Here is a 16,191-nt window from a genome sequence, read left to right on the forward strand (position 1 = left end):
AGAAGATGTCATTTTTTCAAATTAAAGCTAAAAGAAAAGGCGTTCATTGAACGCCTTTTGAATGTTTTTTGTGGAGAATGATATTTACATCATTCCAGGCATTCCGCCCATACCACCCATTCCGCCCATGCCACCCATATCTGGCGCAGAGTCTTCTTTTGGTAACTCAGCTACCATGGCTTCAGTTGTAATCATTAAACCTGAAACTGATGCAGCGTGCTGTAATGCACTGCGTGTTACTTTAGTTGGATCAAGGATACCCATTTCCAGCATATCTCCGTATTCGCCGTTTGCTGCATTGTAACCATAGTTACCTTCACCATTTGCAACATTGTTTAAAACAACAGAAGCTTCTTCACCTGCATTGTTAACAATTTGACGTAATGGAGCATTGATAGCTCTTAATAAAATATGGATACCAGCCGTTTGGTCATCATTGGCGCCAGTTAAAGAGCCAACTTTAGCTGCTGCACGAACTAGCGCAACACCACCACCAGGTACAACACCTTCTTCAACCGCTGCACGAGTTGCGTGTAATGCATCTTCTACGCGGGCTTTTTTCTCTTTCATTTCAACTTCGGTCGCAGCGCCAACTTTGATAACGGCAACACCGCCAGCTAGTTTAGCAACACGCTCTTGTAGCTTTTCACGGTCATAATCTGAAGAAGTTTCTTCGATTTGACGACGAATTTGCTCAACACGGCTTTCAATGTTACCAGCTGCGCCAGCACCATCGATAATGGTTGTATTTTCTTTAGTAATAGAAATTTTCTTGGCTGTACCTAGGCTTTCGATAGTTGCACCTTCCAAGCTTAGACCCACTTCTTCTGAAATGACAGTTGCGCCAGTTAAGATTGCGATATCTTCTAACATGGCTTTACGACGATCGCCGAATCCAGGTGCTTTAACAGCTGCAACTTTTACGATACCGCGCATATTGTTAACAACCAGAGTTGCTAATGCTTCGCCTTCAACGTCTTCAGCAATAATTAATAGTGGCTTGCTGGCTTTTGCAACTGCTTCGAGTACTGGAAGCAAGTCACGGATGTTTGAAATTTTCTTGTCAACAACCAGAATATAAGGTGATTCTAGTTCAACTGACATACTTTCTTGGTTGTTAATGAAATAAGGTGATAAATAACCACGGTCAAACTGCATGCCTTCAACAACGTCGAGTTCGTTTTCTAAGCCTGAACCTTCTTCAACAGTAATAACGCCTTCTTTACCCACTTTTTCCATAGCTGTTGCGATAATTTCGCCAACATCTGCATCAGAGTTGGCAGAAATTGTACCAACTTGCGCAATCGCTTTGCTGTCTTCACAAGGAACTGATAATGCTTTCAGCTCACTAACGATTACTTTAACTGCTTGGTCAATACCACGTTTCAGATCCATTGGGTTCATGCCAGCAGCAACTGATTTTAAGCCTTCATTTAAAATAGCTTGTGAAAGTACAGTAGCAGTTGTTGTTCCGTCTCCTGCAACATCAGAAGTTTGCGAAGCAACTTCTTTTACCATTTGAGCACCCATGTTTTCGAATTTATTCTCTAATTCGATTTCTTTAGCAACAGAAACACCGTCTTTAGTTACGGTTGGTGCACCAAACGATTTTTCTAAAACAACGTTACGGCCTTTAGGACCAAGAGTTACTTTTACTGCATTTGCTAAAATGTTAACACCAGTAACCATTTGTGAGCGAGCGTCATCACCAAATCTTACATCTTTAGCCATTATTTGTATCCTCTATCAAAATTAAGTTCTATTGTAAGTGGTTACTTACTCTATGATTCCCATGATGTCGTCTTCGCGCATCACTAATAATTCTTCACCGTCAACTTTCACTTCGTTGCCAGCATATTTACCAAATAAAACTTTATCGCCAACCTTGACATCAAGAGAGCGAGTTTCACCATTGTCTAAGTGTTTACCATTACCAACCGCCAGAATTTCACCACGGCTTGGTTTTTCCTTCGCATTATCAGGAATAACGATACCGCCAGCTGTTGTTGTTTCATCTTCCAGGCGTTTTACTAAAACGCGATCATGTAAAGGACGTATGCTCATTGATTGTTCTCCTAAATGAATGAATCAATATTAATTGTAAATTTATTCGCCGGACTATATGGGGGCGAATTTTTAGCACTCAACCCTTGAGAGTGCTAATTTTCAAATTTTTTTATTCATTGGGAGACTTTTTGGTTAGGTGATATGAAAATCGGCACATTTACAAGGGATAATCGAAATGGCTATTGTTTATCCAGCAACTGTGTGATTTTTAATAATCCAGATTGGATATCAGGATAATTCGTTAATTTGTCATCAATTTTGTTTTAATTACGGTATCTCTTGTTAACTAATCTTGATAAGATTTTGGATCAAGTTTGAGTTATGTTTATCGATTCAGGGAAAACCATTGCTCGTTCGACCCTTAATATACAAAGGCCCGGTAGATCACCTCAGCCAACACTTCGATAAAATAAGGCTGTTCGAAGGGATCCAGGTGCTGCTTGACGATGCGTTGATGGATTGGCAATACCGACAAGATGAAGATTTAATCAGAGGAATCTTTTTCGATATGGGGCGGCCAGTCAAAACTCAATTAATGTGGCCAATTAAAGATGTGCGCCAGACCGTCAACTGTAGCTGTGATGCGGCTAAAAAAGAAGAGTCTGTCTGTCGACATGCCGCTGCTCTTGCTATTGAGAGCAAGGTTCGGCTTGAGCGTTTACCACCGCCTGTCAAATCGACAGAAAATTATCAATCAGAATATCACTATTTAAAACGCTGGTGTAAACGCCAGGTTTGTGACCCATTTCCTAATATGGCAAGGCATCGGGTTGTTTACCTGCTCGATCATGATAACAGTGGATTTAGTGTATCAATCCATAAAGCCTATTTAACCACTCAAAATGAGTTTAAGCGTAAAGCAGAACTGGATTGGTCATTAATGGAAAAGGCTAAACTTCCTAAGTTTGTCAGTCTTACAGATCAGGAAATACTAGTTGAAATTGGACGATTAATTAAACAACATAGCGAGATGGTGATTAATTCAAATCAACTTCGTTTAGTTTTTCCTGATTGTGAGGCACTGTTAAAAAAAATCATTCTTTCTACTCGCTGTTTTTGGCGTAGTTGCCATAGGCACTCATTACTTTGGGAAAAGACCACACACAAAAACAGTGAGAAGCTCGAAATTACCCCTAACGTCAGTCTGGATAAAGCCAAAAGCAAAATTTTATACTTTGACCAGCAGAAAGGCTACAATGCCCCCTTGATAGAACTTCTACTCAAAGCTGAAACAATCAGCCCTGTTTTAACCATATCTAGCGAGCAAACCTATTTACCCTGGTATCATGCTTCATTTCAAGACAATACTATTATACAACTGCATTTTGCACAGATTGCCTTTCAGGTTGATGAGCAGCTTATTGGTTTACAGGAAATACTCGATAGTGGCCTCTCAATTAATCAACCGCAACAGGCAATCTGCTTAGAAAAAATAGCTGCTTTTGTCCATCAGGTTGATGGCATTCCAGGTATCGCCAGTCATTTTGAAAGGCCCGTTAGTCAACACTTTAACTTAGTCGATCGATATTTAGAAGGTGACTTATCTCATTGGTTTGTGCTGTTTCGTGGATTACAGTGTGAAGGATGGCGAATTAGATTTGATGATAATTTCGAGCTAAATCAAAAGCGAGTGGATGATTGGTATACTAAAGTGACCTTGGCCGAGCAATCGGAACAACCAAACTGGTTTGAGCTTGAAGTTGGGGTAAGTGTTAATGGACAATCGATTAACATATTACCCTATATTGTAAAAATGCTCGATCAGGAACAGTGGGTTGTCAGCGAGTTTATTAAAGATTGCATCATTCAACTTGATGATGGTACAAAAATAAAAATTGCCACCGACCGTTTGCAAAATATTATTAATAATTTAATTGAATTATCTGAAAAATCGCCACTTAATATCAATCAACGGCTGAAGCTTTCACTGAATCAATACTCAAGAATTAACTTGTTAGAACAAACTCTCGGTACGGATTCAGAGTGGGTCGATGCACAGTGGCTGAAAGAAAAAGCATTAAAACTGCAATCAATTAAATGTTTGAAAAAAGTTCAATCACCGCAAAATCTTAAGGCTAAACTCAGAGACTATCAACTGGATGGTGTCAGTTGGCTACAATTTCTGCGTCAGGAAAGTCTGGGGGGGGTTCTTGCTGATGATATGGGACTTGGTAAAACCATTCAAACACTTGCACACTTGCAAATAGAAAAAAATCAAGAGCGATTTCAAAAGCCTGTTTTAATTGTTGCGCCAACGAGTCTACTCGGTAATTGGCAAACCGAAATAAAGCGCTTTACACCTGAGCTCAACGTTTTAGTCTGGTCAGGAGTAAAACGTAAAAGCCTGCATGACGAATTACACAATACTGATATTATCATCACCAGTTATGGCGTATTACTGAGAGATTTTGAACAACTTAACCAACTAGATTTGTACTATTTAATTTTAGATGAAGCGCAAACCATTAAAAACTCACGCAGCAAAATTGCCAGAGTTGTATATCATATGCGCGCAACCTATCGTCTTTGTTTAACTGGAACTCCGCTGGAAAATCACTTGGGTGAACTTTGGTCATTATTTAATTTTTTGATGCCAGGATTTTTAGGAAAAGAATCCCAATTTAAAAAGCTTTTTCGACAACCTATCGAAAAAGATAATGATTTAATTCGTCAAAAAATTCTGGCACAGCGAATAGGTCCATTCATGTTGAGACGAACTAAAACAAAAGTTGCCGCCGACTTGCCGGATAAAACAATTATTGATGAGTATATTGGTTTAACAGATAATCAAACAGATTTGTATGAAACGATTCGAATGAGTATGCTTGAAGAGGTGCAAACTGCATTGGCTAATTCTGGGTTAAGTAAAAATAAAATTTTAATTGGTCAGGCTTTATTAAGACTCAGACAAATTTGCTGTCACCCTGCATTAATTCATTTGGGACAAAGCCAAAAACACTGGAAACATTCTGCAAAACTTAAGTGGCTTTCGCTAAAAGTGCCCGAGATGATCGAAAATAATCAAAAAATTCTGATTTTTTCATCGTTTACCAGCATGCTAGATTTAATCGCTGAACTATTAGATGAGTTAAGTATTGAGTATTTGACTTTGACCGGTAAAACGCAAAATAGAGGGGAAATTGTTGACCGCTTTCAACAAGGTAAAATTCCAGTATTTCTAATCAGTTTAAAAGCAGGCGGTGCCGGACTTAACTTAACGCAAGCCGATACTGTTATTCATGTCGATCCCTGGTGGAATCCCGCAGCAGAAAATCAAGCGAGTGATAGGGCGCATCGTATTGGCCAAAATAAACCAGTATTTATTTATAAATTAATCAGCCGTGGTACAGTTGAAGAAAAAATCTATATGATGCAACAAAAGAAGTCTCAATTAGCCGAACACATTTATCGTAATCAAGCGACACAAGACATCTTTAATCAAGCAAACTGGCAAACGCTATTAGCACCGTTAGAAAATTAAGCGCCTTGATTATTACGTTAAATAACTCAGCCAATTATTTTAAACTGTTTGAAAAAACGATTAATTATAAATAATTTCCTGACGAATTAGCATTTCAATTTCGAATAATGAAAGCGGTTTTGAATAATAATAGCCTTGGCCAACCTGAGCACCCGCGTTGCGTAAAAATTCTAACTGTTCCTTAGTTTCAATGCCTTCGGCAACCGTCTTAAGCTTGAGTGATTTTGCGAGTGAAATTATTGTACGAATAATTGCTTCATCATTACTGCTTTCACCGACTTTTGAAACAAAACTACGATCAATTTTCAGCTTTTTAATAGGTAGCTGACTTAAGTAGCGCAAAGAAGAGTAGCCTGTACCAAAATCATCGAGCGCCAGCTCAATTCCTTTTTGAGCAAGTTTTTCAAATAATGATTGCACACGACTAGTGTCTTCCATTAAAACACTTTCGGTTAATTCAAACTCTAATAAATTTGGGTTGATAGGGTATCTTACCAAAAGCTCATCAAGAAAGTGAATTAGCTCGTAATGATGTAAATGTCTGGCTGATAAATTCAGGGCCATACCAATATGTAGCCCACTTTCATGCCAGGCAGATAAATTAGAAAGCGCTTGAGTTAAAAGTTTTTCCGACATGGTAATTATTAGTCCTAGCTCTTCAGCTAAAGGAATAAATTCAGTCGGTGGTATTTCCTCACCTGAAGCAGTTCGCCAACGTGCTAGGCCTTCCATGCCTTTTATTTGCCCGGTTAGTATATCGTACTGTGGTTGGTAGACCAGGTAAAACTCATCGTTCAACAAACCTTCTCTGAGTTTATTTTCCAGCATCAATCGGTTATGAGCAGTCAGGTTCATAGTGATTTCATAAAATTGAAAATTATTTCTGCCCGCTTTTTTGGCATGATACATAGCAATATCTGCATGTTTTAATAATTGCTCAGGATTTTCGCCATCATTGGGATAAATCGAAATACCAATACTGGGTGAAATAGCAATCTGATTTTCATTTAACCGAATGGGTTCTTTCATTTTTTCAATGACATCTTGTGCCACATGACTGATAGCGCTGAGATCTTGAAGATCTTCAAGTACAATGACGAATTCATCTCCACCGATTCGAGCAACGGTGTCATCTTCGCGAACAGCTCTAAATAATATACGGGCAACTTTTGAAAGTAATAAATCACCAATATCATGGCCCAGTGTATCGTTAATTCGTTTAAATCGATCAAGATCAACAAATAAAATCGCAATAGATTTGTTTTTTCTGCGACAATGATCAATGGCATGTTTTACCCGATCGAGTAACAGTGTGCGATTAGGTAAACCGGTTAATAAATCGTAGTTGGCCAATTTTCGTAATTCTGCTTCGGCGGCTTTTTGTTTACTAATATCGGTTAATGCAAACACGTAGTTTTCTTGTCGAAAACCAATAGTAAAACTTGAAGCATTAATGATGACTGGAATTTCGCGATAATTTTTCAGAATCAAGTTGCCTTCACTTTCCCAGTGTGAGCCCGCTTCAATATTTTTAAAAATCTTATCAATAAGTTTGTCACTGCCATTATTATCAATAATAAAATCGACCTTATTACCAATGGTTTCATTCACTGTTTTATTGGTTTTTTTATAAAAGGACTGATTAGCTGCAATTAAATTCCGATACTCATCTAATACAAAAACAATATCACGAGTATTTTCAAAGGCTTTAGAATAAAGACGCATTCTATCTCTATCGCGTTTGCTTTTGGTAATATTTGTATAGGTACCAGTAACACGAATGGCTCGATTTTTAATATTTCGTTTAGAGACTGTTGCCATATCACGATACCAGATCCAATTGTCAGAATTATTTTTCATACGATATACGTGATTAAATACGGCTTTTCCTTGTGCGAGAAATGTTTCCCAAGCTTCCTTAAATTCTTCTCTGTCTTCTGGATGAATTGCTCCCATGCGATCATTAAATGGAATAATTTCATTGTTCTTATGAGCAAGACGCGGCTCGTAAATCGAGTTGTCATCTGCATGCCAATCCCACAAACCACTGTTGCTACCTTGTAAAGCTAAATTAAGGCGCTCTTCACTATGTTTTAATTTTTGGTGTGCAATCTCGCGTGCGCGATTTCTAATGCGTAATCGATGAAAATAAATTGATGCAATAATCGTAATGATCAATAAATAAGTTAAATAAGCTGTCGTAGAAAGCCAGGGAGCAGGTTTAGTAAGAATTGTTAGTTGTGTCGGCGGTGATTCTTCGCCCGTTTCATAATCAATAGCACTAATATTAATAACGGCTTTACCGGGGTTAAATGAAGCTAAAAAAAGCTCACTTTCTTCCAGTGTTGTCGGTTGAATAGAAGAAACGCCTTCTATCCAGTATTTATATTTTACTTGTTTTGGCTTGTCAAATAGTAGTGCAGAAAACTCCAGTTTTAACCCAAAATCATCATGCGCCATGGTTATTTTATGATTATCGAAGCCGGAATAAAGGTAATCGATGGGTTTGGTAATTAGTGAAACCCCCGTAATATGTGTCGATATTTTTCTAGACTTGCGGTTGATCAATTTATTTGGTGAAAATCTTACCGCACCTTTGACACTTCCGAGAAAAACATTATCTTCATCAAGCACTAGTTTGGTTTTTCCATTAAATTCACTGGTAGCAAAGCCATCCTTACTGTTAAATAAGCGTGCTTGATAATTTAGCTTATTAATTCTCAATAATCCATTGTTCGCGGTAAACCAAAGATTTCCGTGCTTGTCAGGAAAGATATCCATCGCTGTGTTTACACCAAGTTCTTCTTCGCTGAAAAATTTAATTTCTTTTCCGGTTTCTGCATCAAGCACAAAAATACCAAAGTTTGAGTAAGTTACCCAAAGTTTGTTGCCATCACGATATAGATCAGCAGGCCCTGTCATAGAGCTTTTGTTTTGTGATAGTGAATGAAATGGTGTTATCAGGCCCGTATCAAATGAATACTTGACTAGTCGATCAACACCTGCCAAAAAATAAGTATTTCGTTTTCCAGTAGCTGTTGAGAAAACATCAAATAATTCAGCTCTTATATCTCCTTTGGTTTCAGTCGATTCAACCAAATTTAGTTTTTGGATATGAATATTATAAAGATACATACCTGTATCATTAAAAAGTACCAGCGTTTCTTGGTTGATAAAATAGATACTATAGATGGGCTTTTTAAATAACGTTTTTAATTCTTCTGGAAAAACTTTATTTACTTCTTTTAATGATTGAGAATCAAATACACGAATTCCATAGGCAGTGTTTAACCAAAGCTCATTTTGATTTTTTACCATGGAAAAAATAGTACTATCACTATAAGTTGCTTTTTCGTCTTTGTTAAATAATAGCTGGGTTACCTGACCAGTATTTTCGTCGACTTTATTTAAACCATTCTGAGTACCAATCCAAATCGTATCTTTATTCGTTCGAGTGATTGAAAAAACGACATCGTTTGTTAATTGGTAGCCACTCTGATTACCTGTCCAGTAATAAGCACTGATTGCATCATTGGGACGCCATTTAAATACCCCATCAGACTTAGAGCCAAACCACAGATTTCCCTCATTATCTTCAATCATTGCAACGATATCATCGTCACTGGTATTAAACTTTGTATCCGAATATTTAAAAATAAATTCCAGTTGTCCATTTTTAAAAAGTTTATATAAGCCTTGATCTGTTGCTAAATAATAAAAATCATTTTTTTCAATGATTTTCCAAATATTTAAGTCAGAAACTATTTTTCTGCCCGAATATTGTTCGTTATCAGCCATTGTGATGGCTTTGGGATCGATTTCATATAATCCAGCAACGGTACCAACAAGTATTTTTCCATGCTGATTTTTATGCAAATATTTGACGTTTATCTGATCTTTGTGTTGTGGTTCCTGATCAGTATGCAAAACTCTATGGGTTTTATTATTTTGCAAATTCAGTGCAAAAAGTTCATTTGAAGTTGCAATCAGCAAATAATCTTCGACTAAGAGTAAATGCCGAATTGAGTGCTCATAATTCTCATTTTTAAACAATGAATTTAAGGGCAAAATAAAGTGAAAAGTATTGGACTGTCGATCGAAATAAAAAATTTCCTGATAGGTGGCGAACCAGATATTACTGTGTTCATCTTCGACCGCACGATTAAACATGGCAAATTCCAGTTTATAATCATCGGGCGCAATAAGTTTCACCGGGATCAACTGGTTTTTTTCTTTATCAAGGTAGTAATTATTTTCGGGTGCCACACCTAGCCAGATTAACCCAAAAGAATCTTCAAATGCCATTTCAATATAGTGATTTGTCAGAATATTGTCAGGACTGGGAATATTGGTTACGCGATAACCATCAAATCGGTTAATGCCTTGCAGGGTATTAATCCAGATATAGCCTTGGCTATCTTGCATCAAGCCAATAATTTCGCTCTGGTTTAACCCTTGATCAGTATCAATTTGGGTTAGATTAACAGTGGTATAGGCGAATAATTTGCTACAAGTAACAAATAGAAAAAGCATCAATATATGCTTGAGATTTACCCGCATCGGCCACAAAAAAATCAAGGAATTATAATTAGTTAAATTATAGCAACTAAACACCAGGTTGTTGGGTCCTTATCGCTAATCAGTTGAGTCGCTTTTCTTTTCTTCAAACTCGCCCTCAATGGTACGATTAGAGGATGATTCTTGAATATTAGATTTTTTTGATGTATGGCTTGGTGTTTGTTTTGTGAAAACTGTATATTGAGTACTAAAATGAGCCTGGTGGCTTTCTCCAGAAACGATTCTTTGTGACCATCTGTTGTACAAATAATGACTTACTGCAATTCTAACCATGGGAATCATGAGTAAAAAACCGATTGCATCGGTAACAAATCCGGGGGTTAATAATAGCCCGCCAGCAAAAAGTAGTTGTGCTGCGGACGCCATTTCTTGAGCTGGTATCTGACCCTGTGTTAATTTATTTTGAATTTCAAACCAGGTTTTTAAGCCTTGTTGTTTGAGTAGGTGGACACCTAAAACGGCAGTAAACAAAATGATAATCAAGGTGGGGGCTAGACCCAGCAGATCGCCAACCTGGATAAAAACGCCAATTTCAATTATCGGGACAATAATAAAAACGATAAGCAGTATCTTCAATGGATATCCTTTAGGTTCATTGTGTCTGGTTTATTGATTGAACAGTATCTGATAAATTAATAGTAATTAAATCATAATCCTTTAACATTAAATAATACCATATGCACAAAATTCAAGGTTGGTTCATATCATCGTACCTTAGGGCTAGATTTTAACCTGACCGAGTTGATTTTTAACTATGCTATTATTCACACAATAATTGGTAAATATTGGGAATTTAAGATAAATTTGCCGACTGTGTTGGCAGTTTTTATGATTAAAGCTTTCATTCCTACCTATAATTGATAAAGTAATTAGTAATCGCAGCGAAAAATAATATCCAATGTCAGACAGTCAAATAACGAGTGAAGTCAGTCAACAGTTTTTACGCCGAACCCCAGTAAAGCTACGTCAGTTTTCACGCTTGCTAAATGATATGTTAACTCAAAAAATTGAGCCATTGAGAGTTAAGGCGTTGCTTTCACAGGTAAATAAAACTCGTGAATCCTGTCTGGCTCATCAATATGACAATACTGCCAAGCTGCTAAATCAGTTATTAAGCCAGTTGTCACTAAGTGATGAAGCACTCGAAACTCAGCGCCCATTGTTAAAGCGTTTGTCAATAAAGCTACAAGAACACTCTGAAAAGCTTGAACTCGGTGTAAGACCTGAAAAAGCATCATTGCATGATAAACAAAAAGTGATGCAGCCTGGAAATCTGCCTGTTGAACAAACAGATAATTCCGCTGACTCTACTAACCAACAAACTAAACAAGAATCGGCCGAATCCGACCAGACAGAAAGTCCAGATAAGACCGTTACCGAGACCTCTGATACAGAAAAAGACAGCACAATCGGTGAATCTTCAAAGCGACAGACATCTATGTCTATTCTGAGTGAACATAGGGTTTTGCTCGAAAAAAATACCGTAATTTTTGCTGATGCTGACCCACAGCGATTTCATTTGATACAACAGCAGTTCGAGTCGCTTGGCGTTGATGTCAAATTTACCGAGTCATTGGGCACCGCAAAGCAGTGGGCGATAGAGGACCCCGGAAGTGTGATTATTGCTTCACTCAATTTAGCCGACACCAACGAGCAGTTAAGTGACGATGAGGTTGAGCAGGTTCGTATGCCTCTCATATTTACTGCTGAAAGAGATAATCAACAAGAGCGATTACGTGGACTGCGCAGTGGCGGTACCGGATTTTTAGTTGAGCCTGTTTCCATTTCGGGATTATTAGAACAAATTGAGCAACAGACCGAAACTCAAGAAGATACGCCTTATCGTGTATTAATTATGGAAGACTCAAAAGCGCAGGCACGTTTTTACGAAAAAGTGCTGTCTAAAGGGCATTTCGACGTAAGAATCGTCACAGATCCCACCGTATTGTTTGATGCACTCAGAGGATTTGAGCCCGAAACTATATTAATGGACATGCAAATGCCAACCTGCTCGGGAATTGAGCTGACGCGTATTATTCGACAAATTCCCCGATTCACTTACCTGCCGATTATTTTTTTGTCAGCGGAAGAAAGCAACAGTAAGCAAAATCAGGCGTTATTAGCCGGCGGTACGTCATTTATTGTAAAGCCTGTGGACAAAGAGCAGCTGATGTTTTTAGCCGGGCTATATACCAAACGCTTTCGTTTGCTTAATCCACAAATTGGTGTTAATCCAGATACTGGATTACCTTACAGTGCTGAGTTTAAAAGAAATATTTCAATAGAGTCTGCACGTACTTCACGCAATGGTCGAAATATTGCTTTGGCCGTTATTCAACTTGATGGTGCGGATGAATTAATTAAAGCCGCGAATTACTCCGCAATCAACATTGGCGTATCGCAATTAGCGTTACTATTAAAAAAGCGGCTTAGAAAAACCGATATTATTGGTCATCTCGAAACTGGTCAATTGGGAGTGATACTTTCGACGGGTTCGCCAGCAGATTGGAAAAGTATTATGGATGAAGTTCGGTTACACTTTGCCGAATTACCTTTCCACTGGCACGATGAGCAGCAAAAACTGACGATCAGTATAGGGCTTGCAGTCTTATCAATTGATTGGGATGCTCATCGATGGTTTGAATTGGCGCGCAACAATTTGCATACTGCCATGGCTAATGGCGGTGACCAGATTCATACGAATTAAGTCATAGAAAAGTTGTATAAAAAAGATGTTATAAGAAAAAATTTAGTTAATTTGCAACAAACCCTGTCGAATGACGTCAAAATAATGCTCATTGCAAGATGAATGATGCTATCATCTGGCTGAGTATTGAAGCTTAAATTTTAATCTGTTTTATTTAAGCCTGTTAACTGACGTAAATACTGTTTAATCAAACTGACAAGAATTAATATGATGAAGCCTGTTAATCCACAAAAAGCTGCAAATCCTTCTATATTGGCACTATTTTTAATGCTGTTGAGCTTTTTTAGTAGTCCGTTTACCTCACTTCAAGCCGAAGAAGCTGATTTGTCACAATTATTTGCGGCACAGTCAGATTTCTTAAAAGTTGACGATGCATTTAAGCTCGATACTGAAATTATCGATAATGAAATTATAGCGCGTTTTACCATTGCACAAGAGTACTATATGTATCGTAGTCGGTTCGCTTTTTCGGCAAACGGGGCAACATTAGGTGAAGCCTATATTCCCGCAGGTAAGAAAAAAGTCGATGAATATTTAGGAAATGTTGAAGTTTATTATCGGCATGTCGAAATCAGCATTCCATTTAAAGCGCATCAAAATGAATTTGACTTTAATATCACCTTTCAAGGGTGTGCTGAAGCCGGTCTATGTTATCCACCAGAAGAAAAGCAGCTGAAGCTGTTTGCGGCTAATATCGTGCCCAAGGTTGAAAAAGGTGTCACTACCGCTGCAGTTAATCAAACAAAAGTTGAGCAAGCAAACAGTCAATCGGTCTTAGTAAAAAAAAACACTTTAAATTCTGAAAATGACGAAGTCTTTGTTCCTGAACAAGAAAAAGTAGTTAATTTTTTAACCGATAAAAGCTTAATTGAAATTATTTTTTATTTTATTTTGTTAGGTATCGGTTTAGCTTTTACACCATGTGTTTTACCCATGGTTCCTATTTTATCAAGTATTATTGTTGGACAGGGTAAAGATGCAACTACCCAGCGCTCATTTTCCTTGTCGCTGGTCTATACACAATCAATGGCAATTCCCTATGCAATAATGGGGATTATTGTCGGTATGCTCGGTGGCTCATTAAGCAATACTTTACAACAACCCATTTTTATTTTGGTGGCAGCATTTATTTTTGTTTTATTATCGTTTTCAATGTTTGGTTTTTACGAATTGCAATTACCGAGCAGCCTGCAAAATAAATTGAATCAAATATCTAACAGCCAAAAAGGCGGCTCATATTGGGGCGCTGGTGTAATGGGATTTTTGTCGGCTCTAGTTGTTTCACCTTGTGTCACTGTTCCTTTAGCTGGAGTGTTAATTTACATTACCCAAACCGGTGATTCTGTGATTGGCGGTGTTGCGCTTTATTCTTTAGCCGTTGGTATGGGCATTCCACTTTTACTGGTTGGGGTCGGTGGACATAAATTATTACCCAAAAGTGGCCAGTGGATGAACGCAGTAAAAGCAGCATTTGGTGTTGGAATGTTAGGTATGGCACTCTATATTTCTAAGCATCTCATCCCTGGGCCTATATATTTACTCGCCTGGTCAATTTTACTCATAGTCTCTTCGATTTATCTTGGCGCATTGAGCGCGGTAACAACCAATATACAAAAATTCTGGAAAGGAATCGGCTTAGTTTTATTCATCTATGGCATCATATTAATTATCGGTGCATCACTAGGTAATGGACGTTTATTAGCACCACTAGAAAATATTAATGTGGCAGGCTTATCAAGTAATAGTGCAACTACCCATTTAAATGCAACAGCTTCTAGCAGTATTCATGATCGATTTATATCCGTAAAAACGATCGAAGATGTTCAGATGCAAATTAAAAATGCAAATGCCCAAGGCCAATCAGTCATGCTGGATTTCTTTGCAGAAAGCTGTACCGCCTGTTATGAATTTGCCGAAAAAACTTTTCCCGATCCTCGTGTTGAAGTTGCGCTTAAAAACAGTGTGCTAATTCAAGCTGATGTTACTGCCAATGATGCGGCCGATAAAGCTTTAATGGCACATTATGATGTTCGCGGATTACCAAGTATTCTCTTTTTCGATAAACAAGGACAAGAAGAGCCTCGCCTGCGCGCCATCGGATTTGAAAAAGCTGATGTTTTTGTACAAAGAATTAATGCTGCTTTTAAGTAGAGAGTCCAATAAATAGTTTATATTGGTTTTTGTCGAAATAATTATTCAAATAATGTTCAGATGCTTTTTCAATTCGAAAGAGTATATAAAATGATAAAAAGATATATACTGATATCCTTTGGTTTGTGCTCTAATATAGCTAAATAGGTTTATAGTGGCATAATAACCAAATGACTTATCCAACCGAATTTTGCCGACATGTTCTGGCTTATAAAAAGAAACACGCCTTAACTTTTGAGGAAACTAGCTCACATTTTGATATTTCAATACGAAGCCTGCTTCGTTGGAATAAAAAAGTTGAGCCTTGTGCGAAAAAAACAGGCCGAGTATAAAGTTTTGCCTGGAGACATTGAAAAAAGATGTTGAGGACTTTCCCGATGACTATCAATGGGAACATGCTAAGCGTTTTGGTGTATCACAACCCACTATTCACGATGCCTTAAAACGACTGAACAAAAGCTATAAAAAAACGCTATCACACCCTAAAGCAGATGAAACTAAGCGTACGCTATTCCAGCAACAACTTAAGCAATATGAACAAGCTGGTAAGCCTATTGTTTATTTGGATGAAAGTGGTTTTAGCCAATCCGCACCGCGTACTCATGGTTATGCGGATAAAGGTAAACGCTGCTACGGTATTCACAATTGGTATGCTAAAGGTCGTGTTAATACGATTGGTGCAATTATCAGAAACACATTTGTTACCTTGAGTTTATTTACCGGAAGTATTAATACCGATGTTTTTCATGCCAGGATAACTCAGGATTTATTACCCAAGGTGCCAACTGATGCGGTGATTGTGATGGACAATGCGACGTTTTCATAAACGTAAAGACATTTGTCAGGCTATTGAAAAAAGAGGATGTATTTTACAGTGGCTACCACCTTATAGTCCTGATTTAAATCCTCTTGAAAAGAAATGGGCACAAGCTAAAGCCATCAGGCGAAAGAAACACTGCTCCGTTGATGAGCTATTTCAACAACAAACTCTTTATGACAAAATAAACTGATCCAGCTATAATAGCTTCCTCTTAATTTGTTCAGCCAATTAAAGACCGGCCAATTAAAGACAGTCACTTTACAGTCAATCACCTACATAGTCGTCCCTGAAAAACAGCTTAACACTCTGAAATTTAATAAAAAATCTCTAATTAATAACTCACTTTTCGACCAGAAATGTTAAAATACGCCATCACTTCCTGGTCGA

9 protein-coding genes are annotated in these 16,191 nt (G+C 37.8%); 5 read left to right on the forward strand and 4 right to left on the reverse strand.

Annotated features, from left to right (window positions below; all coding sequences use genetic code 11):
• Positions 1 to 84: 84 nt before the first annotated feature.
• The gene (gene groL, locus ABVT42_RS10905) at positions 85 to 1,731 is read right to left on the reverse strand and encodes a chaperonin GroEL (RefSeq protein ID WP_367023784.1); all 1,647 of its coding nucleotides are present in this window, start codon (positions 1,729 to 1,731) and stop codon (positions 85 to 87) included.
• A 45-nt stretch (positions 1,732 to 1,776) separates the two neighbouring features.
• Positions 1,777 to 2,064 carry a co-chaperone GroES gene (gene groES, locus ABVT42_RS10910; protein ID WP_353897877.1) on the reverse strand — a complete coding sequence of 96 codons (288 nt, stop codon included), beginning with the start codon at positions 2,062 to 2,064 and terminating at the stop codon, positions 1,777 to 1,779.
• Between the two features lie 349 nt (positions 2,065 to 2,413).
• Between groES and ABVT42_RS10915 the strand changes: the two genes are divergently transcribed.
• Positions 2,414 to 5,548 (forward strand): DEAD/DEAH box helicase, encoded by a 3,135-nt coding sequence (locus ABVT42_RS10915; protein ID WP_353897878.1) that lies wholly within the window; start codon positions 2,414 to 2,416, stop codon positions 5,546 to 5,548.
• Positions 5,549 to 5,608: 60 nt separating this feature from the next.
• Here the strand turns inward: ABVT42_RS10915 and ABVT42_RS10920 are convergent, their stop codons facing one another.
• Positions 5,609 to 10,081: an EAL domain-containing protein gene (locus ABVT42_RS10920; RefSeq protein ID WP_353897879.1), complete on the reverse strand. Its 4,473-nt coding sequence runs from the start codon at positions 10,079 to 10,081 to the stop codon at positions 5,609 to 5,611.
• 102 nt (positions 10,082 to 10,183) lie between these two features.
• Positions 10,184 to 10,702: an FxsA family protein gene (locus ABVT42_RS10925; protein WP_353897880.1), complete on the reverse strand. Its 519-nt coding sequence runs from the start codon at positions 10,700 to 10,702 to the stop codon at positions 10,184 to 10,186.
• A gap of 322 nt (positions 10,703 to 11,024) precedes the next feature.
• Between ABVT42_RS10925 and ABVT42_RS10930 the strand changes: the two genes are divergently transcribed.
• The 4 genes from ABVT42_RS10930 to ABVT42_RS10945 all read left to right on the forward strand — a co-directional run bounded on the left by ABVT42_RS10930 (position 11,025) and on the right by ABVT42_RS10945 (position 15,994).
• Entirely contained in the window at positions 11,025 to 12,833 is a 1,809-nt protein-coding gene (locus tag ABVT42_RS10930) for a response regulator (RefSeq protein WP_353897881.1), read from the forward strand.
• 207 nt (positions 12,834 to 13,040) lie between these two features.
• The gene (gene dsbD / locus ABVT42_RS10935) at positions 13,041 to 14,984 is read left to right on the forward strand and encodes a protein-disulfide reductase DsbD (RefSeq protein ID WP_353897882.1); all 1,944 of its coding nucleotides are present in this window, start codon (positions 13,041 to 13,043) and stop codon (positions 14,982 to 14,984) included.
• A gap of 304 nt (positions 14,985 to 15,288) precedes the next feature.
• The gene (locus ABVT42_RS10940; protein ID WP_353897883.1) at positions 15,289 to 15,810 is read left to right on the forward strand and encodes a transposase; all 522 of its coding nucleotides are present in this window, start codon (positions 15,289 to 15,291) and stop codon (positions 15,808 to 15,810) included.
• Positions 15,794 to 15,994, forward strand: a complete 201-nt coding sequence (locus tag ABVT42_RS10945; RefSeq protein ID WP_353897884.1) for a transposase — start codon at positions 15,794 to 15,796, stop codon at positions 15,992 to 15,994. The genes ABVT42_RS10940 and ABVT42_RS10945 overlap by 17 nt, the downstream gene beginning before the upstream one ends.
• Positions 15,995 to 16,191: the final 197 nt, after the last annotated feature.

The organism is Aliikangiella maris (genome assembly GCF_040719265.1).
GTDB classification, from domain to species: domain Bacteria; phylum Pseudomonadota; class Gammaproteobacteria; order Enterobacterales; family Kangiellaceae; genus Aliikangiella; species Aliikangiella maris.